This is a genomic window from Ottowia beijingensis (genome assembly GCF_013423955.1).
Classification (GTDB): domain Bacteria; phylum Pseudomonadota; class Gammaproteobacteria; order Burkholderiales; family Burkholderiaceae_C; genus Ottowia; species Ottowia beijingensis.
In genome coordinates, this window is the sequence record NZ_JACCKX010000001.1 from 1 (window position 1) to 21,893 (window position 21,893).

Annotated in this window: 25 protein-coding genes and 10 pseudogenes; 14 read left to right on the forward strand and 21 right to left on the reverse strand. The window is 58.6% G+C overall.

The window, feature by feature from the left end; all coding sequences use genetic code 11:
* Window positions 1-602 precede the first annotated feature (602 nt).
* Window positions 603-823 (reverse strand): annotated as a pseudogene (locus H0I39_RS21190) (hypothetical protein).
* 285 nt (window positions 824-1,108) lie between these two features.
* Between H0I39_RS21190 and H0I39_RS23800 the strand changes: the two are divergent.
* The 3 genes and pseudogenes from H0I39_RS23800 to bor all read left to right on the forward strand — a co-directional run bounded on the left by H0I39_RS23800 (window position 1,109) and on the right by bor (window position 2,101).
* Entirely contained in the window at window positions 1,109-1,297 is a 189-nt protein-coding gene (locus tag H0I39_RS23800) for a DUF1398 family protein (RefSeq protein ID WP_257645520.1), read from the forward strand.
* A gap of 5 nt (window positions 1,298-1,302) precedes the next feature.
* Window positions 1,303-1,518, forward strand: a pseudogene (locus H0I39_RS23805) (DUF1398 family protein); the annotation flags it as partial.
* Between the two features lie 289 nt (window positions 1,519-1,807).
* Window positions 1,808-2,101: a serum resistance lipoprotein Bor gene (bor, locus tag H0I39_RS00015; RefSeq protein ID WP_000738492.1), complete on the forward strand. Its 294-nt coding sequence runs from the start codon at window positions 1,808-1,810 to the stop codon at window positions 2,099-2,101.
* Window positions 2,102-2,132: 31 nt separating this feature from the next.
* Here the strand turns inward: bor and rzpD are convergent.
* The 7 genes and pseudogenes from rzpD to H0I39_RS00040 all read right to left on the reverse strand — a co-directional run bounded on the left by rzpD (window position 2,133) and on the right by H0I39_RS00040 (window position 4,467).
* Window positions 2,133-2,591: pseudogene (gene rzpD, locus H0I39_RS23810) on the reverse strand (prophage endopeptidase RzpD).
* Window positions 2,588-2,866, reverse strand: a pseudogene (locus H0I39_RS24525) (glycoside hydrolase family protein); the annotation flags it as partial. The pseudogenes rzpD and H0I39_RS24525, both read right to left, overlap by 4 nt.
* A 32-nt stretch (window positions 2,867-2,898) precedes the next feature.
* Entirely contained in the window at window positions 2,899-3,063 is a 165-nt protein-coding gene (locus H0I39_RS24670) for a hypothetical protein (protein ID WP_506329671.1), read from the reverse strand.
* A 3-nt stretch (window positions 3,064-3,066) separates the two neighbouring features.
* Window positions 3,067-3,198, reverse strand: a complete 132-nt coding sequence (locus H0I39_RS23815; RefSeq protein WP_373368325.1) for a phage holin family protein — start codon at window positions 3,196-3,198, stop codon at window positions 3,067-3,069.
* A gap of 35 nt (window positions 3,199-3,233) precedes the next feature.
* The gene (locus H0I39_RS23820; RefSeq protein ID WP_373368238.1) at window positions 3,234-3,380 is read right to left on the reverse strand and encodes a phage holin family protein; all 147 of its coding nucleotides are present in this window, start codon (window positions 3,378-3,380) and stop codon (window positions 3,234-3,236) included.
* 124 nt (window positions 3,381-3,504) lie between these two features.
* Window positions 3,505-4,179 (reverse strand): hypothetical protein, encoded by a 675-nt coding sequence (locus H0I39_RS00035; RefSeq protein ID WP_180549140.1) that lies wholly within the window; start codon window positions 4,177-4,179, stop codon window positions 3,505-3,507.
* A gap of 45 nt (window positions 4,180-4,224) precedes the next feature.
* Window positions 4,225-4,467 (reverse strand): hypothetical protein, encoded by a 243-nt coding sequence (locus tag H0I39_RS00040; protein WP_180549141.1) that lies wholly within the window; start codon window positions 4,465-4,467, stop codon window positions 4,225-4,227.
* 108 nt (window positions 4,468-4,575) lie between these two features.
* On the opposite strand from H0I39_RS00040, the gene H0I39_RS00045 reads away from it, so the two are divergent.
* Together H0I39_RS00045 and H0I39_RS00050 are read left to right on the forward strand one after the other, a co-directional pair.
* Window positions 4,576-4,875 carry a type II toxin-antitoxin system RelE/ParE family toxin gene (locus H0I39_RS00045; RefSeq protein WP_180549142.1) on the forward strand — a complete coding sequence of 100 codons (300 nt, stop codon included), beginning with the start codon at window positions 4,576-4,578 and terminating at the stop codon, window positions 4,873-4,875.
* A 2-nt stretch (window positions 4,876-4,877) separates the two neighbouring features.
* Window positions 4,878-5,177: an addiction module antidote protein gene (locus tag H0I39_RS00050; RefSeq protein WP_180549143.1), complete on the forward strand. Its 300-nt coding sequence runs from the start codon at window positions 4,878-4,880 to the stop codon at window positions 5,175-5,177.
* A gap of 87 nt (window positions 5,178-5,264) precedes the next feature.
* Here the strand turns inward: H0I39_RS00050 and H0I39_RS00055 are convergent, their stop codons facing one another.
* The 11 genes from H0I39_RS00055 to H0I39_RS00105 all read right to left on the reverse strand — a co-directional run bounded on the left by H0I39_RS00055 (window position 5,265) and on the right by H0I39_RS00105 (window position 10,209).
* Window positions 5,265-5,522 (reverse strand): hypothetical protein, encoded by a 258-nt coding sequence (locus tag H0I39_RS00055; RefSeq protein WP_180549144.1) that lies wholly within the window; start codon window positions 5,520-5,522, stop codon window positions 5,265-5,267.
* Window positions 5,523-5,536: 14 nt separating this feature from the next.
* Window positions 5,537-5,686 carry a hypothetical protein gene (locus H0I39_RS00060; RefSeq protein ID WP_180549145.1) on the reverse strand — a complete coding sequence of 50 codons (150 nt, stop codon included), beginning with the start codon at window positions 5,684-5,686 and terminating at the stop codon, window positions 5,537-5,539.
* A gap of 190 nt (window positions 5,687-5,876) precedes the next feature.
* Window positions 5,877-6,218 carry a hypothetical protein gene (locus tag H0I39_RS00065; RefSeq protein WP_180549146.1) on the reverse strand — a complete coding sequence of 114 codons (342 nt, stop codon included), beginning with the start codon at window positions 6,216-6,218 and terminating at the stop codon, window positions 5,877-5,879.
* A 10-nt stretch (window positions 6,219-6,228) separates the two neighbouring features.
* Window positions 6,229-6,624, reverse strand: a complete 396-nt coding sequence (locus H0I39_RS00070) for a single-stranded DNA-binding protein (RefSeq protein WP_180549147.1) — start codon at window positions 6,622-6,624, stop codon at window positions 6,229-6,231.
* A complete protein-coding gene (locus H0I39_RS00075; protein ID WP_180549148.1) occupies window positions 6,621-6,896 on the reverse strand; it encodes a hypothetical protein in 276 nt (91 codons plus the stop codon). The genes H0I39_RS00070 and H0I39_RS00075 overlap by 4 nt, the downstream gene beginning before the upstream one ends.
* Complete coding sequence (locus H0I39_RS00080) at window positions 6,857-7,036, reverse strand: hypothetical protein (protein ID WP_180549149.1); 180 nt, start codon at window positions 7,034-7,036, stop codon at window positions 6,857-6,859. Before H0I39_RS00080 ends, H0I39_RS00075 begins: the two co-directional genes overlap by 40 nt.
* Before the next feature lie 392 nt (window positions 7,037-7,428).
* Window positions 7,429-7,623, reverse strand: a complete 195-nt coding sequence (locus H0I39_RS00085) for a hypothetical protein (protein ID WP_180549150.1) — start codon at window positions 7,621-7,623, stop codon at window positions 7,429-7,431.
* Window positions 7,620-8,981 (reverse strand): AAA family ATPase, encoded by a 1,362-nt coding sequence (locus H0I39_RS00090; RefSeq protein ID WP_180549151.1) that lies wholly within the window; start codon window positions 8,979-8,981, stop codon window positions 7,620-7,622. The genes H0I39_RS00085 and H0I39_RS00090 overlap by 4 nt, the downstream gene beginning before the upstream one ends.
* A complete protein-coding gene (locus H0I39_RS00095) occupies window positions 8,923-9,378 on the reverse strand; it encodes a PriCT-2 domain-containing protein (RefSeq protein ID WP_180549152.1) in 456 nt (151 codons plus the stop codon). The genes H0I39_RS00090 and H0I39_RS00095 overlap by 59 nt, the downstream gene beginning before the upstream one ends.
* On the reverse strand, window positions 9,375-9,863 hold the full coding sequence (locus H0I39_RS00100) for a hypothetical protein (protein ID WP_180549153.1): 489 nt from the start codon (window positions 9,861-9,863) through the stop codon (window positions 9,375-9,377). Before H0I39_RS00100 ends, H0I39_RS00095 begins: the two co-directional genes overlap by 4 nt.
* A 43-nt stretch (window positions 9,864-9,906) precedes the next feature.
* A complete protein-coding gene (locus tag H0I39_RS00105; RefSeq protein ID WP_180549154.1) occupies window positions 9,907-10,209 on the reverse strand; it encodes a MerR family transcriptional regulator in 303 nt (100 codons plus the stop codon).
* Window positions 10,210-10,507: 298 nt separating this feature from the next.
* On the opposite strand from H0I39_RS00105, the gene H0I39_RS00110 reads away from it, so the two are divergent.
* From H0I39_RS00110 to H0I39_RS00120, 3 genes are all read left to right on the forward strand, one after another.
* Window positions 10,508-11,703 (forward strand): IS3 family transposase gene (locus H0I39_RS00110; protein ID WP_180549155.1). Its coding sequence is split into 2 segments (ribosomal slippage): window positions 10,508-11,000 and window positions 11,000-11,703, totalling 1,197 coding nucleotides; the frame shifts between segments, so codons are not numbered across the junction.
* Window positions 11,704-11,849: 146 nt separating this feature from the next.
* A complete protein-coding gene (locus H0I39_RS00115) occupies window positions 11,850-12,227 on the forward strand; it encodes a LysR family transcriptional regulator (RefSeq protein WP_180549156.1) in 378 nt (125 codons plus the stop codon).
* Window positions 12,228-12,643: 416 nt separating this feature from the next.
* Entirely contained in the window at window positions 12,644-12,799 is a 156-nt protein-coding gene (locus tag H0I39_RS00120; RefSeq protein ID WP_180549157.1) for a type 2 periplasmic-binding domain-containing protein, read from the forward strand.
* Between the two features lie 46 nt (window positions 12,800-12,845).
* Here the strand turns inward: H0I39_RS00120 and H0I39_RS00125 are convergent.
* Window positions 12,846-13,863, reverse strand: a pseudogene (locus tag H0I39_RS00125) (IS30 family transposase).
* 123 nt (window positions 13,864-13,986) lie between these two features.
* On the opposite strand from H0I39_RS00125, the pseudogene H0I39_RS00130 reads away from it, so the two are divergent.
* From H0I39_RS00130 to H0I39_RS00155, 6 genes and pseudogenes are all read left to right on the forward strand, one after another.
* A pseudogene (locus H0I39_RS00130) lies at window positions 13,987-15,119 on the forward strand (IS3 family transposase).
* Window positions 15,120-15,459: 340 nt separating this feature from the next.
* A pseudogene (locus H0I39_RS00135) lies at window positions 15,460-16,909 on the forward strand (aldehyde dehydrogenase).
* 20 nt (window positions 16,910-16,929) lie between these two features.
* Complete coding sequence (locus H0I39_RS00140) at window positions 16,930-17,775, forward strand: dihydrodipicolinate synthase family protein (protein ID WP_257645522.1); 846 nt, start codon at window positions 16,930-16,932, stop codon at window positions 17,773-17,775.
* A 166-nt stretch (window positions 17,776-17,941) separates the two neighbouring features.
* Complete coding sequence (locus H0I39_RS00145; protein WP_257645523.1) at window positions 17,942-18,577, forward strand: 2-hydroxychromene-2-carboxylate isomerase; 636 nt, start codon at window positions 17,942-17,944, stop codon at window positions 18,575-18,577.
* A gap of 98 nt (window positions 18,578-18,675) precedes the next feature.
* Window positions 18,676-19,568: pseudogene (locus H0I39_RS00150) on the forward strand (tripartite tricarboxylate transporter substrate-binding protein).
* Window positions 19,569-19,744: 176 nt separating this feature from the next.
* A pseudogene (locus H0I39_RS00155) lies at window positions 19,745-20,700 on the forward strand (tripartite tricarboxylate transporter substrate-binding protein).
* A gap of 132 nt (window positions 20,701-20,832) precedes the next feature.
* Here H0I39_RS00155 and H0I39_RS00160 read toward each other — a convergent pair.
* A pseudogene (locus H0I39_RS00160) lies at window positions 20,833-21,801 on the reverse strand (IS481 family transposase).
* Between the last annotated feature and the right edge of the window lie 92 nt (window positions 21,802-21,893).

A 21,893-nucleotide genomic window follows, 5' to 3' on the forward strand; every position in this document is an offset into this window, starting at 1 on the left:
GTTGTACTTCGTTCAGTTACGTATTGCTGCTTACGGTTCACTACTCACGACGATGTTTTTTTGGTACCTTTTTTTCACCGGAAAGGACCCGTAAAGTGATAATGATTATCATCTACATATCACAACGTGCGTGGAGGCCATCAAACCACGTCAAATAATCAATTATGACGCAGGTATCGTATTAATTGATCTGCATCAACTTAACGTAAAAACAACTTCCAGACAATACAAATCAGCGACACTGAATACGGGGCAACCTCATGTCAACGAAGAACAGAACCCGCAGAACAACAACCCGCAACATCCGCTTTCCTAACCAAATGATTGAACAAATTAACATCGCTCTTGAGCAAAAAGGGTCCGGAATTTCTCAGCCTGGGTCATTGAAGCCTGCCGTCGGAGACTAACGTCAGAAAAGAGAGCATATACATCAATTAAAAGTGATGAAGAATGAACATCCCGCGTTCTTCCCTCCGAACAGGACGATATTGTAAATTCACTTAATTACGAGGGCATTGCAGTAATTGAGTTGCAGTTTTACCACTTTCCTGACAGTGACAGACTGCGTGTTGGCTCTGTCACAGACTAAATAGTTTGAATGATTAGCAGTTATGGTGATCAGTCAACCACCAGAAATAATCCTTCATATTATTATCGTGCTTCACCAACGCTGCCTCAATTGCTCTGAATGCTTCCAGAGACACCTTATGTTCTATACATGCAATTACAACATCAGGGTAACTCATAGAAATGGTGCTATTAAGCATATTTTTACACGAATCAGATCCACGGAGGGATCATCAGCAGATTGTTCTTTATTCATTTTGTCGCTCCATGCGCTTGCTCTTCATCTAGCGGTTAAAATATTACTTCAAATCTTTCTGTATGAAGATTTGAGCACGTTAACCTTACATACATCTGTCGGTTGTATTTCCCTCCAGAATGCCAGCAGGACCGCACTTTGTTACGCAACCAATACTATTAAGTGAAAACATTCCTAATATTTGACATAAATCATCAACAAAACACAAGGAGGTCAGACCAGATTGAAACGATAAAAACGATAATGCAAACTACGCGCCCTCGTATCACATGGAAGGTTTTACCAATGGCTCAGGTTGCCATTTTTAAAGAAATATTCGATCAAGTGCGAAAAGATTTAGACTGTGAATTGTTTTATTCTGAACTAAAACGTCACAACGTCTCACATTATATTTACTATCTAGCCACAGATAATATTCACATCGTGTTAGAAAACGATAACACCGTGTTAATAAAAGGACTTAAAAGGTTGTAAATGTTAAATTCTCAAGAAACACGCATCTTATAGAAACGTCCTATGATAGGTTGAAATCAAGAGAAATCACATTTCAGCAATACAGGGAAAATCTTGCTAAAGCAGGAGTTTTCCGATGGGTTACAAATATCCATGAACATAAAAGATATTACTATACCTTTGATAATTCATTACTATTTACTGAGAGCATTCAGAACACTACACAAATCTTTCCACGCTAAATCATAACGTCCGGTTTCTTCCGTGTCAGCACCGGGGCGTTGGCATAATGCAATACGTGTACGCGCTAAACCCTGTGTGCATCGTTTTAATTATTCCCGGACACTCCCGCAGAGAAGTTCCCCGTCAGGGCTGTGGACATAGTTAATCCGGGAATACAATGACGATTCATCGCACCTGACATACATTAATAAATATTAACAATATGAAATTTCAACTCATTGTTTAGGGTTTGTTTAATTTTCTACACATACGATTCTGCGAACTTCAAAAAGCATCGGGAATAACACCATGAAAAAAATGCTACTCGCTACTGCGCTGGCCCTGCTTATTACAGGATGTGCTCAACAGACGTTTACTGTTCAAAACAAACCGGCAGCAGTAGCACCAAAGGAAACCATCACCCATCATTTCTTCGTTTCTGGAATTGGGCAGAAGAAAACTGTCGATGCAGCCAAAATTTGTGGCGGCGCAGAAAATGTTGTTAAAACAGAAACCCAGCAAACATTCGTAAATGGATTGCTCGGTTTTATTACTTTAGGCATTTATACTCCGCTGGAAGCGCGTGTGTATTGCTCACAATAATTGCATGAGTTGCCCATCGATATGGGCAACTCTATCTGCACTGCTCATTAATATACTTCTGGGTTCCTTCCAGTTGTTTTGCATAGTGATCAGCCTCTCTCTGAGGGTGAAATAATCCCGTTCAGCGGTGTCTGCCAGTCGGGGAGGCTGCATTATCCACGCCGGAGGCGGTGGTGGCTTCACGCACTGACTGACAGACTGCTTTGATGTGCAACCGACGACGACCAGCGGCAACATCATCACGCAGAGCATCATTTTCAGCTTTAGCATCAGCTAACTCCTTCGTGTATTTTGCATCGAGCGCAGCAACATCACGCTGACGCATCTGCATGTCAGTAATTGCCGCGTTCGCCAGCTTCAGTTCTCTGGCATTTTTGTCGCGCTGGGCTTTGTAGGTAATGGCGTTATCACGGTAATGATTAACAGCCCATGACAGGCAGACGATGATGCAGATAACCAGAGCGGAGATAATCGCGGTGACTCTGCTCATACATCAATCTCTCTGACCGTTCCGCCCGCTTCTTTGAATTTTGCAATCAGGCTGTCAGCCTTATGCTCGAACTGACCATAACCAGCGCCCGGCAGTGAAGCCCAGATATTGCTGCAACGGTCGATTGCCTGACGGATATCACCACGATCAATCATAGGTAAAGCGCCACGCTCCTTAATCTGCTGCAATGCCACAGCGTCCTGACTTTTCGGAGAGAAGTCTTTCAGGCCAAGCTGCTTGCGGTAGGCATCCCACCAACGGGAAAGAAGCTGGTAGCGTCCGGCGCCTGTTGATTTGAGTTTTGGGTTTAGCGTGACAAGTTTGCGAGGGTGATCGGGTAATCAGTAAATAGCTCTCCGCCTACAATGACGTCATAACCATGATTTCTGGTTTTCTGACGTCCGTTATCAGTTCCCTCCGACCACGCCAGCATATCGAGGAACGCCTTACGTTGATTATTGATTTCTACCATCTTCTACTCCGGCTTTTTAGCAGCGAAGCGTTTGATAAGCGAACCAATCGAGTCAGTACCGATGTAGCCGATAAACACGCTCGTTATATAAGCGAGATTGCTACTTAGTCCGGCGAAGTCGAGAAGGTCACGAATGAACTAGGCGATAATGGCGCACATCGTTGCGTCGATTACTGTTTTGTAAACGCACCGCCATTATATCTGCCGCGAAGGTACGCCATTGCAAACGCAAGGATTGCCCCGATGCCTTGTTCCTTTGCCGCGAGAATGGCGGCCAACAGGTCATGTTTTCTGGCATCTTCATGTCTTACCCCCAATAAGGGGATTTGCTCTATTTAATTAGGAATAAGGTCGATTACTGATAGAACAAATCCAGGCTACTGTGTTTAGTAATCAGATTTGTTCGTGACCGATATGCACGGGCAAAACGGCAGGAGGTTGTTAGCGCAAAAAAAAATTCCAAAAAAATTCCAAAAAAAAAGCGACTAACAAACACAATCTGATGGCAAGGGCGGACGATTCTGCACCCATGAAAGCCCGCCGGGTGGCGGCCTGGGGCTCGTGCTGATGATGGTCAGGCTGCTGCGGCCTGTTCCCGCACACTGACCAGCACATGCTCATGCGCGCGCCGCCACACCTGTTCTGGCCCATGTCGGGATGCTCAGCGGAAATGGCGTCGGCGCTGGCCCCCAGCCGATCGAGCATCGGCTGGTTGCTGGCGTATGCGATGCTGCCGCCTTCCGGTGTTGCCGCCCATGCCTTCAACTGATCGAGGCTCGATTTCCACGATCTAGCTGTGTTCTTCGCGGCAGCCTGCGCCGCGCGGATGTTGGCCCGCTCCAGATACTCGTTCGCATCGACGGCCAGGGCATCGATCGCGTCCAAGAGCCCTGCGCGCATGTTGGCGCCCATGGTCATTACGCCGGGCGATTCCACCAGCAGCACCTGCGCAATCGCGCTGATGCCACGCAGGCGTGAGGCCATGGAGGCGGCTTCGTGACTGTGCAAGTCCAGGTCGTTGTCGAGCCCACAGTCATGGTTCAGCTTCCATTCGCTGTGTAGGTCGAGGACGCCGACTTTGGCTTTGGTTGCTGCGGTTACAGTCTCGGTAGCCATTGATTCACCTCATTCGTGATTGATGGTCAGGGGCCAGTTGGTGCGTCACCACCTACTGGCCCCGCCTTTTGCCCCGCTCGATCCGCCGCGGGGCTTGGCGGTTTCCTCATCCGGCAGCCTGGCCCGGTCGATGCGCTCGCGCACCCATGGCCCGCCGCCCAACTTGTCCAACTTCGTGCGCTGCTTCTCGCTCATGCGCACCGACACAATCACCGTCGGCGACGACGCATCCAGTGGCGCGCGACCGCCGCGCCTGGTTTTCTTGTCTGTGTCGCTCGGTTCCGTCATGCTTATATCGTATGACGATTGATGATCTAGTGTCAAGCTATATCGTCATACGATAGATTCAGAAGGACGCTATTGCGTATCTGTATTCGATCGAATACAATACAGCCTATGAATTCCATCCGTCTGTTGCCCGAGCTCAGCCGTTGCCTCAGCGGATTGAGGGATCACACGGTGCGCATACGCTTGGCGCGCCGGCTGGAGAAGGCGCAGGCTGGCAACCTCGGCGACGTGGCCCCGGTGGGTGATGGCGTGATGGAAATGCGCGAGCACTTCGGCGCTGGCTGGCGCATGTACTACGTCCAGCGCGGCGCCGTGGTGATCGTGATGCTGGGCGGTGGCGACAAGTCCACCCAGCGCAAGGACATTGAAACGGCCAAGGAGCGGGCCGGAACGCTCGAAGGAGAGTGATGATGGTCAAGGTAGCCGACCTACCCGAATTCGACATGGCGCAGCATCTGGACAGTGATGAGGCCATTGCTGATTACCTGACGCTGGTGATCGAGGAAAACGACTCGGCCGCACTGGCGCAGGCGCTCGGAACGATCGCCCGGGCGCGTGGCATGAGCGAGATCGCCAGGGCGTCTGGCCTAGGTCGTGAGGCGCTGTACAAGGCACTGCGGGCCGACAGTCAGCCGCGCTTCGACACCATTTCGCGCGTGTGCCAGGCGCTCGGGGTCAAGCTGGTGGCTCAGCCTGTCGCAGCGCACTGAGGCGGCGCTTTCAGTGGAAACACCCGGGCGGCTGGTTCGCCTGGCCATCCGAGGTTTGTCCAAAGTGTGACCAAAGCGCCAGCGCAGCTATTCGGCAGCCTCCCGCATCCTCGCCCGCATCGTCCGCACCACGCGCGAGAAGCTTTCCCGGTTCATCCGCCGCACCGTGCCATTGCGCATCCGGTACACCAGCTCGCGGCTCTCCATGTCGAAAGGCTGAAGCCCTCGACACCCAGGGGCAGCGCGTTGCGCACGAGGAAGAACCAGGCGCGCTTCGGTGGATCGTCGGTTCAGGTACTGACTCAGCCAGACGGCGACAGGCGAGTAATTGGTGCGGGTGGTCATGGTGGTGTGCTCCTTCAATGCTGGGCTGGTTCCAGCTCCTCAAGTTCCCATTGGCCGATCGTGCTGTCCAGTTGGTAGATGAGCGCGTGGGTTTCGCAGTAGGCGTCGTCAAGATGGCTGTCCAGCCGGTCAATGGCACGCCGCACGAACTGGGTGATCTGCACCGCGCGCGGGTGTGGTGAGCCGTCAGGCGTGCGGCGGTGCGCAACTCGTCCAGGCGCTCCAGGATCGCCTCAGAACCGACTTTGGCGATGCGAAGCTGGGCAGCCCCATCCGTCAGCTTCAAAACCGCCTGACGCGCCAGTACGACGGCCTGGTGAGCGCGCTCGCATCCCAGGGGATCGGTGCAGCTACTCATGGGCGCTTCCTCGCGGCTTTCTGGCCTTCCGGGGTGAGCCGGTACCTCATGTTGCGGGTGTTCCGCGGATCGCTGCGGCTGGCCTCGATGTGGCCGCGCGCGAGCAGCAGCGTCAGCGCCCAGTGGAAACTCGACCGGGTGGGCACGCCCACGGCCAACTGGCGGTAGGCCCACCACTCAGCCGGCGCCGTCGCCATCTTGCGCAGGACGTGATGCGTGGCCGATCCGACCTGCACGCTGCCGGGCGGCTTTGGGTTGAAGGCGGCCCTTCTCGCTTCCTGCGCCGTCGTCGCGCCGCCCGTCTGGGCAAGCTGGCGCAGCATCCAATCCATGCTCATGGGGTGCCTTTCAGAAAGGCATGACGTCGTCGGGCAGGTACCCGGCCGCTGCGGGTGCGCGCTGCGGTGGCGTGTCCTTGTCCTTGGCGACTGCCTGGCGCTTTCTGGTGACGTGGTACGGCGTGAGCACCGCATGCGCCTGCAGGTTCAGGCTGGGGCGCGCGTTGCCGGTGTTGTCCGTCCAGGTGCCTACGGTGAGCGCGCCTGAAACCGCAGTGCTGTCGCCATCGCCAAGCGCCATGAGCGCATCGCAGGCGGTGCGGCTGAACGCGATCACGTTGATGAACTGGCCTTCGCCCTGGCCATCGGCCGCGCGAATCTTGGCGGTGACGTAGGGCTGACCGGTCTTGCCGGTGCGCTGCTGGACCTGGCCGAACAGCTTGCCGGCGACGAGTGCATCGATCATGGGGTGGTTTCCTGGTTGGTGGTGGTCAGGGTTTCGCGGAACACGGCGGCCCAGGCTTTGGGCGAGCCTTCGGCCGTCCATTCGTAGCCGCGCCACATGGCAGCGGTCTGCATGGTCAGGTTGACGGACAGCGGCCACACGGCGCGCCAGGCGTCACGGTCCTGGCGGAACAGCAGCGGGATGCCGCCGTGCCGTTCGGCCTGGGCGGCGGCCTGTGCCCACCAGCCGGCGATCAGGGCGCGGCGCGGGCATGGCGCTTCACCTCCACGCACCAGCCGGGCAGGCCTTCCAGGTCGGAATCCCCATCGTGCTGGCGCACGCGGCGGCGCACGTCGCAGCCGGTCAGTTCGGCCAGCAGGGCGGCAATCTCGCGCTCGCCCACCTTGCCTTTGGTGCGGCTCATGGCGCCCATGGATCGATCTCCTGTGCGGGGTAGGCGCGCTCGAAGTGCTCCAGCAGGGCAGCGTGGTGCTCGGGCGGACTTCGGCGAGCTGGCGGCGCATCTCCTGGCGAGCGGCTGGCGAGTCGCCCCAGTGATCGCAAGCACGCATGGCGGCGGCTTGAAGTCGGCGCAAAACCGACCGGGGCGCACTCATTGCCCACCCCCTCTGCGCCTTCCTCTGCGCGCGCTTCCCCGTACCCCCTGCGAAGTCAGCGCAGTCAGCGCAGACACTTCGCCGGGTGCGTTGACTTCGAAGTCAGCGCAAGTCAGCGCAGTCAGCGCAATGGGCTGCGGCTCGGCAAACTCGCGGCCTTGCGGTGTAGCCCATACCTCTTTCTGGTGCCGGTTTTCGGCGCTGCGCATCACGCGCACCAGTTGCCCGGCCCGCTCGGCACGGCGCAGCAAGTCGAACACGTCGGCGGGCTTGATACCCTCGGATAGCCCGGCTCGTTGCAAAGCAGCTTCGCGGCATGGGTGCGGCTTGTCGTTGCCGTGGTGACGTGCTCGCCACGCTCGGTGAATTCGGCAATCAGCCTCAGCAGGGCTTTGGTGTTCACGCGGTCGCTGATACCCTGCACCACTGGCGAAAGCGTCTGCACGGCCTGCGGTAAGCCCCTGGCCATTCCAGCGCCAGCGGCGCGCGCATCTTGCCGTGGTTGCTCTTCTGGTGCTCCAGCGTCAACGAGCCATCCTCGGCGCGGCTCATGAAAATCCGGCTGCGGGATGAGTTGTGCCACGCCGTGGAACCGCTGTAACCCTCGCCGCCTTCGGCCTTGCGTGCCCGGCTGGTGTTCTTGTCGACGTGCGCCAGCAGCAGCACGGCGGCATCGGCTTCGCGGGCAATCGCGGCCAGCGAGCGCATGAAAGCCCTCACCTGACGGCGCTGGATTTCGTCGCCGCCGTAGGCGTCCGATGCGTTGTCGATGGTGACCAGCCCGGCGCCGGTTCTGCGCACCAGCTCGCGCAGCTCGGCATAGACCGGCGTCACGTCTCCAGGCCCGCGGCCTTCACTGGCGAACAACTCCGGGTTTTCGGTGCCGTCAACGATGTGCAGTGCGCCCAGCTCGGCAGGGGAGATGCCCCAGCACTGGCAGATGTGCGCCAGCCGGTGGCGCACGATGCCGGCCCCATCCTCAAGGCTGGCAAACACCACGGGCACGGCGTCGGTGCCAGCCCCGAAAAGCTCCCGTCCTGTCGACACGGCAGCAGCCAGCATCAGGGCAACCGTCGATTTGCCGGTGCCCCCGTGCGCACCTAGCAGCGTAACCACGTTCCGCGGGCAGTAGCCATCCCACACGAAACGCGGCGGCGGGCTGGGGTTGCTGTGCACGTCGAGCACGCTGACGGGCGTCAGCAGCGGCGCGGGCGGCTCAGGAACTGCGGCAGCTTCCAGCAGCGCGGCCAGCGCTTCCAAGCCGTCACGCTGCGCCAGGTCGCCCACGTCCGAATTGGCGGGCCAGCCCTCGGGCAGCGCGGCCACGGCGGCGCCCAGCTCGCGCGCAATGGTTTCGGCGTCCGGTTCCTTGCCCACGTCGGGCACCAGCACCAGCCGGGCGGATGCATCACGCTGGCGCAACTGCGCGGCCACGCGGGACACGTTGCCCCAGCCGAAACACACCACGGCGCGATGCCCGGTCGCCTGCCAGCAAGCCCATGCAGCCCCGATACCCTCGCACACGTACAGCGGCCCGTCGCCAGTGCCGACGATGTGCGATGCGCCGGTCATCGGCGCCCCGGCCAGGTTCATCTTGGGGCCATCGGGCGGAATCAGCTGCAGGCTTTGCAGCTCGCCGGCCGGGCCATGGGCGGGGACCACCAGCGCGCCGGCCATGCTGTGCCCACCGATGCGCAGCGGGTCACCCTGGGGCAACACGCGCAGCAGATCGAGCGGCACGCCCTGGGCGGCCTTGCGCACGATGTACGCATGCTGTGCTGTAGCTGGCTCGCAGCGCGCCCACACATCGGCAGGGTGCTACCTGGGCGCGGGGCTTTCGTGGGCGCCTGGGGCTTGCTGCGGGGCTTGGCTGGGCTTGGCGCGTGGGCTTGGCGTCATCGCGCCAGCCGTGTTCAGTGGCCATGCGGTACAGCGTGCCGGCGCCTACGCCCTTGCCGGGCTTGAAGCTGCGCCAGGTGTCGCGCGCGGCGCGGCTGTCGTAGCTGGCGGCCTGGGCGCTCCAACTGTCGAAGGCGTCGAAGTCCAGTCCAGCCGCCTGGGCGGCCATGCCGGCGCGCACCCATTCATCGCGCGGCAGGTCGGGCGGGATGTGTCCCAGCGCCTCCCGGGCGCGATTGAGTTCGTGGGCTGCGCTCACCTCGCCGCCTCCGCAATGGAGCGCGCTTTCGTTTCAATGGCGCGCCTCGCGCCCCGCATCGCCTTCTGGCTTTTGGCGCACTTCGGGCAAACCAGATAGACAAGGCTCGGATGGGCGGGGTTGTGCGGCTTGTAGCTGCACACCAGCCAGCCGGGGGCGGGAGCGCGCATCTGGAAACAGCCCCAGCAGCGGGCCGGACGGTCATCGGCATGCAGCGCGGCGCGGACGCGATTGATCTCGGTGATGTCGTTCATCGGGCCCCCGATCTGCCGCAGGAACGCGCGCGCCTGCTCAATACTGTCGAACTCGCGGGCAAAGACCCAGCGGCTGACCAGGATGGTGATGAGGCCGTCGTCATCGGCGCACCAGGTCATCGCGTGGCCGGTCAGGGCGAATTCGGCTTGAAGGGTGGCCAGGGCCTTGCGCGTAGCCGTGTCCACCATGGCAGACTGGCGGGGCTCGATTGAGCATTGCTGCTTGTTCACCACGCCCGGCCTGCCCGCCGGGCGTTTTCATGGGGCGTCCATGTCAGGACGCCTTGGCAAGCTGATCGAGCTTGCGCAGCACGTCGCGCGCCGCGTCCACGGTGTAGATGGAGCGCTTGCCGAGGCGCTTGGGCTTCGGAATCACGCCATCCTTGATGAAGCCGTAGAAGGCCGTACGCCCGAACGGCGTGAAGCCTGTGCGGCCTCGCTTGTCGCCGCGCGGCCGAAGGCTGAACATTTGATCTACGGCGACAAAGCCCTCTGTCGGCATCACAGCGGCGATCGGCTGGATCGGCTGCTGCGTGGGCTGTGGCCCTGCCTCGGGTGCGGTGGTCTTGGTTTCCATTGGGCGCTGTCCTAGTTCGGATGCGTTCAATGGTCACTCACAGCAATTTGGCAAAGCGGTTAAATTGCCAATTCATGGCGCGATGCTTGCGATCGAGACAGCGCTAAGTCGTTGATTTCCAATGACCTATACGAGTCAATACGATGCTGTTCGGACGGTGACAATGTGGAACTCGGAGACCTGGCTTATGTCCGCGCGTAGCGCCGCGTGAGTCCAGCCAAACGCGCTGCCTCCTGAGGTTGCCCCTGAAAACTGGAGTTCTTAACCCTTGTTGAAAATACCGACAAGGAGTTCAGAGATGAGTGACAAGCAGGTGCGTGCGCAGTACACGCGAGAGTTCAAGCAGGAGGCTGTTCGGCAGGTCCGCTCGGGTCAGGCGATTGCGGTGGTGGCCAAGGTACTGGGCATTCCCAAAGCGAGCCTGGGCAACTGGGTGCGGCTGTCAGCCAAGGGAGAATTGGACGGTGCGGGCGGTGGTGACAAGAGAATCCAAGTCTCGCCCGAGCAGATGGAGATAGCCCGGTTGCGTGCAGAGAATGCTCGCCTTCGCATGGAGCGCGACATCGCAAAAAGCCGCGGCGTACTTCGCGCAGGACACGCTGCGAGGTACGCCTGGATTCACCAAATGAGAAAGCTGTACCCGGTGAATGTGTCCTGCGGGGTGCTGGAGGTCAGCGCCAGCGGGTACTTCAACCGGCTGCGCCGGCGTGATTCTGGCCACGGTGGACCTGCCCGGCGTCACAGCGACGAAGCCCTGCTGGCGTACATGCGCGCCATCCACGCCGAGGTGAAGGGGAATACGGTTGGCCACGCATGCACAAGGAACTGCTGGCCCGGGGCATCCGGGTGGGCAAGGACCGGGTGCGCAAGCTCATGCAGCAGCACGGCATCAGGGCCAAGACCAAACGCAAGTTCGTGGTGACTACCGACAGCCGCCACAGCCTGCCGGTGGCGCCCGACTTGGTACAGCGGCGCTTCAACCCCGAGGCGCCCAACCAGCTGTGCAGTGGCGACATCACCTACATCCAAACCGACGAGGGCTGGCTGTACCTGGCTGCGGTCATCGACCTGTTCAACCGTCAGGTGGTGGGTTGGAGCCTGCAGCCGCACATGCAGGCCAGCCTGGTCAAGGACGCGCTGGCCATGGCGTGGTGGCGCCGCAGGCCACCTCCTGGACTGATATTCCACAGCGACCGGGGCAGCCAGTATTGCAGCCATGAGTTCCAGGATGCCTTGAAGGACTGGGGCATGCGTTCATCGATGAGCAGAAAGGGCAACTGCTGGGACAACGCACCGACCGAGAGCTTCTGGGGCCGGCTGAAAACAGCCAGCGTACATGGGTGCAAATTCGCTACCCGTGAGCAGGCCAGGCAGGCGGTGATGGACTGGATGGCCTTCTACAATCACCGCAGGCTGCATTCGTCGCTGGGCTACCTCAGCCCGATGCAGTACGAGCAGCGCTGGTACGAGGCACAGCGTAAAAAGGCCGCGTGAACCGTGGGTTAAGAGCTACACGAAACAGGGGCAAGGTCACAGTAAGACTAACCCATCAAGAATTAAAACAGGCGGGTCATACTGCGCCTGGATTGACTGCAGTCCGGCAAGGTTCAGAGCCTGCGCCAAACGGGAGAATGCATGCCATGAAAAATTCGGTTAACACACTGCGCAGCGTCAATATGAACCTGCTGCCGATATTGGCTGAGTTGCTACGGACAGCTAATGTAACCAGAGCTGCGGGCAGGCTGCACCTCACTCAATCCACGGTCAGTGGATCACTTCGTCAGCTGCGCGAGATATTCGGCGACGAGCTACTGATGCAGCATGGCCGGGAAATGGTTCTTACTGAAAGAGCCAAGCGACTGGTACCAGAGGTAGAGCGCATCATGGAGTTGACTGGCCGTCTGTTCCAAACGGAGCAATTCGATCCTTACACGGCTGCATCGCGCTTTCGCATTGCAACAGCAGACTATGTTTCGGCACTCGTGACGTCGAGGCTAGGGCTGTCCTGCAGACGCTAGCCCCGAACATTACCCTTACCCTCACGCCTACGCCGGGCACATCCGCCAAAGAACTGCAACTCGGATCACTTGACCTGATTATCTGCCCCAATCTTCCATCCATTGGCAAGCCTGCGGCATAAGCCGCAGCGATCAGGATTTTCAGTATGAAATTTCATGCAAGACGACTTGGTGGCAATCCAGTGGCGCGCGCATTCAGGCAGTGCAAAGGCAATGAGTCAGCTCGAGTACCTCGAACGTCCACACGCCGTCTATTGTCGTACAGACGGACACGAGACCATTGAGCAGGAAACTCTGAACCGCCTAGGCTTGCGACAACGTACTCAGTTCCAGGTTCCCTATTTCACGTTGCTCCTCAGTTGGTTGTCAATACAGACATCATCAGCTTGGTGCCCCGATCGCTCGCGCTCCACTACGTGAAAATCTTCGATATTGACATCTTCAAACCGCCCTTCGAGTTGCCGACCATGGATCTGGTCATGATCTGGGCAAGAAGCCGAGAAGCCTTTCCAGACCTGAATTGGTTACGAAACCTGGTGCGCCAGGCTTCATCTGAGGCTGAGTGCGCCTGAATACAGGGCGGTCTCAAATCTGAAGTGCAACACCGCTGGTTGATATTCAATGAATGGTAGCGGAGTTCCTCTCGGCGATAGCCGCCATGAATCGCTGTAAGGCCTGATAGGGAGAATCCCATCCGAGCGTCTGCCGAGGACGGTTGTTCATCAGATCGGCCATGGAATCCAGCGCCTCCTGGTCATGCACGCTCAGGTCTGTGCCCTTGGGCATGAACTGGCGCAGCAGCCCATTGGTATTCTCGCAACTGCCCTTTTGCCAAGGGCTGTGCGGATCACAAAAGTACACGCGCATACCAAGGGCTTCGGCGAGCTCCTTATGCCGGGCCATCTCCTTGCCCTGGTCATAGGTGAGCGTCTGGCGCATCGGGTCTGCAATCTGGCGCAGCTTGTTGGTGAACGCAGCCAGTGCACTCTCAGCCGATGCGTCAGGCATCTTGCACAGCAGCACCAGGCGCGTTGAGCGCTCGACCAGCACACCCACCGCCGACTTGTTGCCAGCGCCCTTGATCAAATCCCCTCCCAATGCCCCGGCATCACGCGATCATTGACCTCGGGTGGGCGAACATGGATAGAGACCATGTCTGGAATCTGACCGCGCCGATGAGAGCTGCTGAACGCGGGCGGCGTGTACTCTTGCCCTGGCGCAGCAGTGCGATGAGCTGGCGGCGCAACTCGCCGCGTGGGTATGCATAGATGGCGGTGTAGATGCTCTCGTGCGAGGCATGCTTGCTTGGCTCTTGGGGATACATGCGCTGGAGTGTGTGTGTAATCTGCTGGGGCGACCACAGCCAGCACAGCATGGTGGTGACAAGCATCCACAACGCCCCGGAGCTGTGCAGTTTGGGGCATGGCCTGACCTGAATGCGACGCTGCTGGCACAGGCGCTGCGCAGGCGCGCTGGCGTAACTGCCATTGCAGGCGTTGCGCCGCAACTCACGGCTGATGGTGCTTGGGCTGCGGCCTTGAAGGCGGGCTATGGCCCTGATGCTCCAGCCCTGCTGGCGCAGCGATGCCAACGTCACCCTATCTTCTGGCTGCAAGTGTTCGTATCTCTTTCTCATCTGCATACATTACCCTCGGTGAGGGTGTTGCACTTCAGATTTGAGACCGCCCAGCCTGACCTGCCCCTCCCTGCCGTACCAGTCTGAGGTTAGCGAGGTCCGTCAACCAGGAGAATGACGGACATGAAGAAGAGCAGGTTTACGGAGGAGCAGATCATCGGGTTCATCCGCCAGGCAGAGGCGGGGATGCCGGTGAAGGAGTTGTGCCGCAAGGGCGGCTTCAGCGACGCCACGTTCTACAAGTGGCGCGCCAAGTACGGTGGCATGGATGTGCCCGACGCCAAGCGGCTGCGTGAGCTCGAATCCGAGAATGCCAAGCTGAAGAAGCTGCTGGCGGAGGCCCACCTGGACATCCACGCGCTCAAGGGCGTCTTCGGGGTAAAGCGCTAGCCCCACAGGCGAAGCGCACGGCAATCGCCGCCATGGTGGAGCAGTTCCACCTGTCTGAGCGCCGTGCCTGCCGCCTCGTGGGGCTCTCCCGTGACAGCTACCGCCATCCGCCCCAGGAAACCGAGATGAACCAGCCTGAGCGCCAAGATCATCGAGATCGCCCATGTGCGCCGGCGCTTCGGCTATCGGCGCATCCACGACCTGCTGCGTCCGGAATTCGCCGGCGTCAACCACAAGCGGGTGCTGCGGCTGTACCAGCAGGCGAACCTGTCGGTGCGCAAGCGCCGCAAGGCCAAGCGTCCGGCCTCGGAGCGCATGCCGTTGCAGCTGGCCCGCGCCGTCAACGAGGTCTGGAGCATGGACTTCGTGAGCGACAGCCTGGCCAGCGGCCGCCGCATCAAGTTCCTTACCGTGGCAGATGACTTCAGCCATGAGTGCGTGCAGATCGGCGCCGACTTTGGGATCTCGGGCGAGTACGTTACACGGCTGCTGGACGAGACCGCGCGGTTCCGCGGCTACCCGCGTGCCGTGCGCACGGACAACGGCCCGGAGCTCACCAGCAGGGCCTTCATGGCCTGGGCTCAAGGTCACGGCATCCGGCACATCCTGATTGAGCCCGGGCGGCCGATGCAGAACGGCTACATCGAGAGCTTCAACGGCAAGTTCCGCGACGAATGCCTGAACGAGCACTGGTTCCAAACGCTGCCTCAAGCCCGAGCTGTCGTTGCAGCCTGGCGCCAGGATTTCAACGAGGTGCGCCCCCACAGCAGCCTTGGTCGCATTCCCCCGCACGCTTTGCGGAGCAGCATCGCCAGCAAGCTGTCGATGCTGCCGAAGACCAGTTACCCAGCAGCCAAATCGATTAACCTTTCAACCCCGGACTTCCTACGTTCGATTGGTACGGAGGAAGGGGGCAGGTCAAGCCAAATGGTTGCCAAAGCGGCGACAAGGGCCCCGGGGCCGCATAAAAGCAGGCCCATCTGCAGGGAAAATGGCGTCCTCTACGCCATCTGAAAACTGCGGCCTTGTAGCACTCGCGAATTCGAGTTGTTCAGGACATCCCTAACTGATGACGCTCGGGGTTCCAAACTACTATCGGGATGACCGATACGTGGCATCCGAATTCTCCGTTTTACTGGCATCGGTAGTACTCCTAGAGTTGGCAGTCTTCTTTCGCACTATGACCAAACTCAGGAGAAACCAAGAATGGAGACCCAGCTCATCATCGACAACCAGGCCTTGCCTGCGTCCGGCAACGCCACCTACGTCAGACTCCATCCAACCACAGGCAGCGCAGTCACCCGCGCAGCAGCGGCCAGCGTAGGCGATGCAGTAGCGGCTGTGGAATCGGCACACCGTGCATTCCAGTCCTGGTCGCAGAGCGGCCCTACGGAGCGCCGAAGAATCCTGTTGAAAGCGGCCGACATTCTGGAATCGAAAACACCGCAATTCATCGAAACCATGGCAAAGGAGATTGGCGCCTCGGAGCTTTGGTCCGGGTTCAATGTGATGCTGGCAGCCAACCTGTTTCGCGAGGCTGCAGCGCTGGCCACACAAATCCAAGGCGAGACTATCCCGACCGACAAGCCTGGCGCGCTCTCGATGACCGTACGTCAACCGGTAGGCGTGATCCTGAGCATCGCGCCATGGAATGGCCCCGTGGTTCTGGCTGCGCGCGCCATCGCGTACCCGATCATTTGCGGAAATTCCGTGGTTTTCCGCGCTTCAGAGACCAGCCCTAGAACCCACCTGTTGATCGCAGAGGCACTGGTGGAAGCTGGGCTGCCGCCAGGTGTACTGAATGTCCTCACGAACGACCCAAGCGACGCAGCCGAGGTGGTTGATGCGTTGATCTCTCATAAGGCAGTGCGTCGCATCAACTTCACAGGATCCACCCGCATTGGTCGCATCATCGCAGAGAAAGCTGGCCGCCATCTGAAACGGTGCCTCCTTGAACTAGGCGGAAAGTCACCCCTTGTCGTTTTGGACGACGCGGACATCGACGAAGCAGTCAAGGCGGCCGTGTTCGGCGCGTTCCTCTACCAAGGACAGATCTGCATGTCTACCGAGCGCATCGTAGTTGACGAGAGAATTGCGGATGAGTTTGTAAAAAATTCGCCGCACGGGCTCGTGAACTTCGGGTTGGTGACCCTGCCACTGGGGAGGCCTGCATCATTGGCCCGATGATCGTAAGGGAATCCGGCGCACGACTCAACCGCATGATTGACGATGCCTTGGCCAAGGGCGCCAAGATCGCTGCTGGCGGCCGAGCCGATGGAGCCGTGATGCCCGCCACGATCATCGACTTCGTCACGCCCGGCATGCAGATTTACGACGAAGAGACCTTTGGCCCCATCACGACTGTCGTCCGAGCGCGAAATACCGAGGATGCGGTGCGCATCGCGAACGACACAGCCTACGGACTATCTTCTGGGGTATTCGGTCGGGACGTCACTCGTGCGTTGGCAGTAGCGATGCGCATTGAATCTGGCAGCTGCCACATCAACGGAGCCACCGTTCAAAACGAGCTCAAGCTCCCTATGGCGGCACTAAAGACAGTGGCTATGGCCGATTCGACGGACGCGCCGTCATTGATGAGCTCACCGAACTGAAGTGGCTCACGATTGAGCCATCGAAACAGCAATACCCCTTCTGAATCGAAACGCACTGAAATTCATGACAAATTTGAAGAAAACACGGTTGACTGCCGACGACATCAGCGGCGCATGGACCATCATGCCAACACCTGCAACTCCAGACGCTTCCGACTGGCGCGTTCAACACACGGTCGATCTGGACGAAACGGCCCGCATCGTCGAGGCACTAATCAGTGCGGGCGTGGACGGCATCATCAGCAATGGCACGTTTGGTGAATGTGCCACCCTGACATGGGACGAAAAACGCGACTTTATCGCTACTGTAGTCGAGACTGCACGTGGCCGCGTGCCGTTCTTCTGCGGCACAACAGCCTTACATACCCGCGAGGTCATCCGCCAGACTCGGGAAGCCATGGACATTGGCGCAAGCGGAACCATGTTGGGCGTTCCGATGTGGTGCAAGATGGAAGTTCCAACTGCAGTACAGTTCTATCGCGACGTCTCAGAGGCAGTACCCGAGGCAGCCATCGCCATTTATGCGAACCCGGAGGCTTTCAAGTTCGATTTTCCGCGGCCGTTCTGGGCGCAGGTGTCGAACATTCCTCAAGTAGTTGCCGCCAAGTACCTTGGAATTGGCATGCTCGATCTCGACCTGAAACTGGCGCCGAGCATCCGCTTCCTTCCGCACGAGGACGATTACTACGCAGCTGCGCGGATCGATCCTGAGCGCATGACCGCCTTCTGGTCTAGTGGCCCATGTGTGGCCCCGCTACGGCGATGCGCCTGCGTGACGTCGTGGCCGAAGCAAAACGAACCGGGAATTGGACCGACGCCAAAGGGATCTCTGATGCCATGCGGCAAGCAGATTTGTCGCTCTTTCCTCGCGGAGATTTTTCGGAGTTCTCCAAGTACAACATTGGCTTGAGAAGGCCCGCATGGACGCTGCAGGCTGGCTCAAGGCCGGCCCATGCCGTCCGCCGTATCACATAGTCCCAGAAGAATACTTGGCTGGCGCTCGGAAATCCGGTGAAGCCTGGGCCGCGCTGCATGCGCGCTACGCAAAGCAGGCCTGAAACGGCGCGGTGAGCGCCATGAACAAGAAAGCTCACGAGCAGATAACCGCACATGGAAATGTGCAGGTTCGTTTCTATTTTGACTTTCTCAGTCCTTATGCTTATTTGGCGCAACATCGCCTGAAGAATCTATCTGCCAGTCATGGCTGGCAGATAGATTTTCGGAGCATAGACCTGAGTCATGCCAAGAGGGCCATTGGCAATGTAGGGCCTGCCAACCGCGACATGCCAGTGAAACTAACTTATCTTGCCAAGGATTTGTCGCGTTGGGCTGACCTTTACGGCATTCCATTGACGTTCCCGCCAAACTACAACAGTAGCAGCCTGAATGTTGGCTTGTACTACGAACCATGTAAGGGTTGCGAGGCCGAATATGTAGGTACAGCCTACGGTCTCGTCTGGGGTCTCGGACTAGCACCGGATGACCCAAAAACCCTCGCGTCAGTAGCCCACCACATGAACTGGGATTCTGATGATTTCATCGAGTTCACCCAAAGCGAACCAGGACTGCAGGCGTACCGTAAGTCCACCGAGGACGCTATCGCGCAACACGTTTTTGGAGTACCCACCATGGCCGTGGGAAATGAGATGTGGTGGGGCAACGATCGCCTGTTCCTACTTGAAGAACACTTAATGAAGGAGACATCAAAATGACACATTTGACAATGACCCGCCGTCATGCATTGACCAGCATTGGGATGCTCGCCGCAGGCACCATACCGACTCTCGCCCACGCCGAACCACCGGTCGGCATGGCCACCATCGTAGTCGGTCTCGCTGCAGGTGGCGCCACTGATGCGGCCGCCCGCAGGTTAGCTGAGGGCATCCGCGGCAACTATGCGAAGACTGTTGTCGTAGAAAACCGCACTGGTGCAGGCGCACGCTTAGCCATCCAACATGTAAAGGCAGCCGCCCCCAACGGCAGCACGCTGCTGCTGACGCCAGCTTCCATGATGGCGATCTACCCCCACACCTATAAGGATCTTGCCTACGACCCAGTAAAGGACTTGGTTTCTGTTGCCCTCGTGTCGACTTCTGAACTCGGCTATGGCGTCGGCTCTGCAGTGCCAGAGTCTGTAAAAACCATGGCGGATTACCAGGCATGGATCAAGACTTCGGAGGCTGCTGCAACATTCGGGCACGGCGCCACCGGATCTGGACCACACTTCCTCGGAGAACTGCTGGGCCGACTGTCGGGCGTGAAAATGACGCAGACAGGCTATCGCGGCTCGCAACCAGCGCTACTGGATCTGCTAGGCGGACACATTCCCGCAGTGGCAGCGCCCCTTGGCGAATTCCTGCCCCACATGAAGAGCGGAAAATCCGAATGCTGGCCGTCACCGGCAAGGCGCGGTCACGCTTTCTGCCGGATGCACCGACGTTCAAGGAACTGGGCATTGCACTCAGCGACATGACTGAGTGGTTTGGCGTCTTTGCACCAGCAGGCACCCCGGACAAGCTGGTGCAACAAGCGAATGCTGCAATCAAGGCCGCTCTGACTAACACCGAGCTCGTAAATGCCTATGGGCAAATGGGCATGGAGGCAATCTGGAGCTCCTCGGCAGACTTGGCTGCGCGCCTGAACTCAGACCTCCAGCGCTGGCGCGGCGTGGTGAAGCAAATTGGATTCACCGCCCAATCATGAGAGGAGACTTCAGCAGAATGCTCAACCGACGTTCGATAATTCATTCAATCGGCGCTATCGTCGCACTTGGTTCCACATCCCGCGCAATGGCGCAAGGGACAAGTGTGCTGAAGGTGATCAACGGGTTCCCGGCGGGTGGCGTTGTCGACACGGTCAGCCGACGTGTTGGTGAAGGCATGGTCAATGCGGGTTACGCAAATTCAGTGGTCGTTGACAACCGGTCAGGCGCTGGAGGGCGCATCGCCTGCACGGCTATCAAGACCGCCGCGCCCGACGGCCACACTCTGCTGCTGACACCCGACACGGTGTTGTCGCTTTACCCGTTCATATACAACAAGCTCGACTACGATCCTTTCAGAGACTTCCTCCCAATCTCCGTTGGGGCATTGACCACAGATGCTCTGGCAGTTGGACCCATGGTGCCGGATCAGGTCAAGACACTGAGAGACTACATGGCCTGGGCGAAGGCCAACCCACAGCAGGCAAGTTTCGGCTCTCCGGGCACGGGCTCCCCTTGCATTTGCTCGGATCATTGCTGAGCAGAGAAGCAGGAGTCCCACTTACCCATGTGGCTTACCGTGGGGCGGCGCCTGGTGTAGCCGATTTGGTCGGAGGGCAGATCAGCGCCATGATCGCCCCAACGGGAAATTTCTTGAGCTTTCAGCGATCGGGTAAGTTGCGGCTTCTAGCCACATCAGGCGTGCGACGCACACCGTTCACACCAGAAACCCCCACCTTCGCCGAACAGAAATTTGGTGACGGCTATCCTGCCGAGGAGCAGTGGTTCGGCTTCTTCGCCCCGGCGTCTACACCTGATGACCTGATAGCGAAGGCAAACAAGAGCATCATCCAGTCCCTAGGAAGCAGGAATGTAGCCGAATCACTTGCCAGCTTCGGCCTTGTCGCAAAGGGTTCCAGCGCTGCCGAGATGAGCGAAAGCCTTCGAAAACAGCACGACGTCTGGGGTCGGTTGGTCAAAAACTCGGATTTACGGCGGAATCGTGACAAGACCTATTCGCAAATTATTTGCGCAGCTCGAGATGCGAAAGAGCGGTATTCCGTTCATCAACACGCGGGACGGCTTCCTGGCATACATCAAGTGCCAGCAGCATTGGGCCAAGGTAATTGCTGAAGCCAAGCTTGAAAAGCTGGACTAACCCTTGCTTTAACGGCACTCGAGCCCGGAATGAGGAGCGTACAACTCGCCTTCCGGGCTTTTTATGGGTCTTGCTGCGCAAGCTACTGATTCCCGAGTGGAGTCGTCCTAACTGTCGCATCCCGGACGATCATATGGTCGCTTGTTAAACAGATGCGGGTGCGACTGATACCACTGTTTCATGGCCTGCATGGGCGTACTGCTCTTGAGCGCTGATTGCGGCAATTGGTGGTTGTACAGCGCCACATAGCGCAACAAGGTTTGCTCCATGTCCTCGCGGCTGTTGAACCTGTGGGTCTTCAGGACGTCTGCAATACGCCCATTGAACCGCTCCACCATACCGTTGGTTCTCGGTGTTCTGGGCTTGGTCAGCCGGTGCTCTATGCCCAGCTCCTGGCACAGTTGATCGAACTCATGGTTGCCGCTGGGTTCGCGTTCCCGGCTGGCAAACAGGCGGTCTGTGAACTCCTTGCCGTTGTCGGTCAGCAGCTTGGTGATCCTGAGTGGACAGGCCTTGTGCAATGCCTTCAGGAAGGCTTGCGCACTGGCGGCCGTCTTGTTGGTCTTGAGCTGCACAAACACCCAGCGCGTAGCCCGATCAATGGCCACGAACAGATAGCGCCTGCTGCTCGTCCTGCATCTGGGGCAGGTACTTCACATCCATGTGCACATAGCCAGCTCGTAGCTCTTGAAGGCCTTGTGTGCTACCGCAGCCTCCTGGGGTTTGAGGGCGTTGAGGTTGCCCGCGCCATGGCGGCGCAGACAGCGGTCCAAGCCAGAGCGTGAGACATGGGGGCAAATGAACTCGCGCGTGACCGCCAGCAGGTCATCCAGGGGCAGCAGCAGGGTACGCCTGAGGTGGAGCACCACGGTCTCTTGCGCAGGCGTGAGCACGGTCTGCAGGTGATGGGCCGTATGCGAGCGGTCTGCAAAAACATCGCGCTTCTTCCATTTGTAAACCGTCTGCTCAGTGATCCCGAAGCGCAGGGCCAGGACGTTGGCTGGCTCGTTGCTGGCTGCGATCTCGGCACGCACCGCGGGCGTGGTGCGGGCGTTCTTGTGCAGGGCAATCAACATGGCTTTACTCCTGGGTAGATTGCAAGGACTCTATCAACTCTTGCAGGACCGCTCTGGCCATGAAGAGAGGATAAGAACTCCACTTTTCAGGG

Bases quoted from the DNA above. Each gene is read 5' to 3' on its own strand.
- H0I39_RS23800 (WP_257645520.1), top strand. From the start codon at position 1,109: ATGGCTCAGGTTGCCATTTTTAAAGAAATATTCGATCAAGTGCGAAAA.
- bor (WP_000738492.1), top strand. From the start codon at position 1,808: ATGAAAAAAATGCTACTCGCTACTGCGCTGGCCCTGCTTATTACAGGA.
- H0I39_RS24670 (WP_506329671.1), bottom strand. From the start codon at position 3,063: ATGGTAGAAATCAATAATCAACGTAAGGCGTTCCTCGATATGCTGGCG.
- H0I39_RS00035 (WP_180549140.1), bottom strand. From the start codon at position 4,179: ATGGCTACCGAGACTGTAACCGCAGCAACCAAAGCCAAAGTCGGCGTC.
- H0I39_RS00040 (WP_180549141.1), bottom strand. From the start codon at position 4,467: ATGACGGAACCGAGCGACACAGACAAGAAAACCAGGCGCGGCGGTCGC.
- H0I39_RS00045 (WP_180549142.1), top strand. From the start codon at position 4,576: ATGAATTCCATCCGTCTGTTGCCCGAGCTCAGCCGTTGCCTCAGCGGA.
- H0I39_RS00050 (WP_180549143.1), top strand. From the start codon at position 4,878: ATGGTCAAGGTAGCCGACCTACCCGAATTCGACATGGCGCAGCATCTG.
- H0I39_RS00055 (WP_180549144.1), bottom strand. From the start codon at position 5,522: ATGACCACCCGCACCAATTACTCGCCTGTCGCCGTCTGGCTGAGTCAG.
- H0I39_RS00065 (WP_180549146.1), bottom strand. From the start codon at position 6,218: ATGAGCATGGATTGGATGCTGCGCCAGCTTGCCCAGACGGGCGGCGCG.
- H0I39_RS00070 (WP_180549147.1), bottom strand. From the start codon at position 6,624: ATGATCGATGCACTCGTCGCCGGCAAGCTGTTCGGCCAGGTCCAGCAG.
- H0I39_RS00080 (WP_180549149.1), bottom strand. From the start codon at position 7,036: ATGGGCGCCATGAGCCGCACCAAAGGCAAGGTGGGCGAGCGCGAGATT.
- H0I39_RS00105 (WP_180549154.1), bottom strand. From the start codon at position 10,209: ATGGAAACCAAGACCACCGCACCCGAGGCAGGGCCACAGCCCACGCAG.
- H0I39_RS00115 (WP_180549156.1), top strand. From the start codon at position 11,850: ATGAAAAATTCGGTTAACACACTGCGCAGCGTCAATATGAACCTGCTG.
- H0I39_RS00140 (WP_257645522.1), top strand. From the start codon at position 16,930: ATGACAAATTTGAAGAAAACACGGTTGACTGCCGACGACATCAGCGGC.
- H0I39_RS00145 (WP_257645523.1), top strand. From the start codon at position 17,942: ATGAACAAGAAAGCTCACGAGCAGATAACCGCACATGGAAATGTGCAG.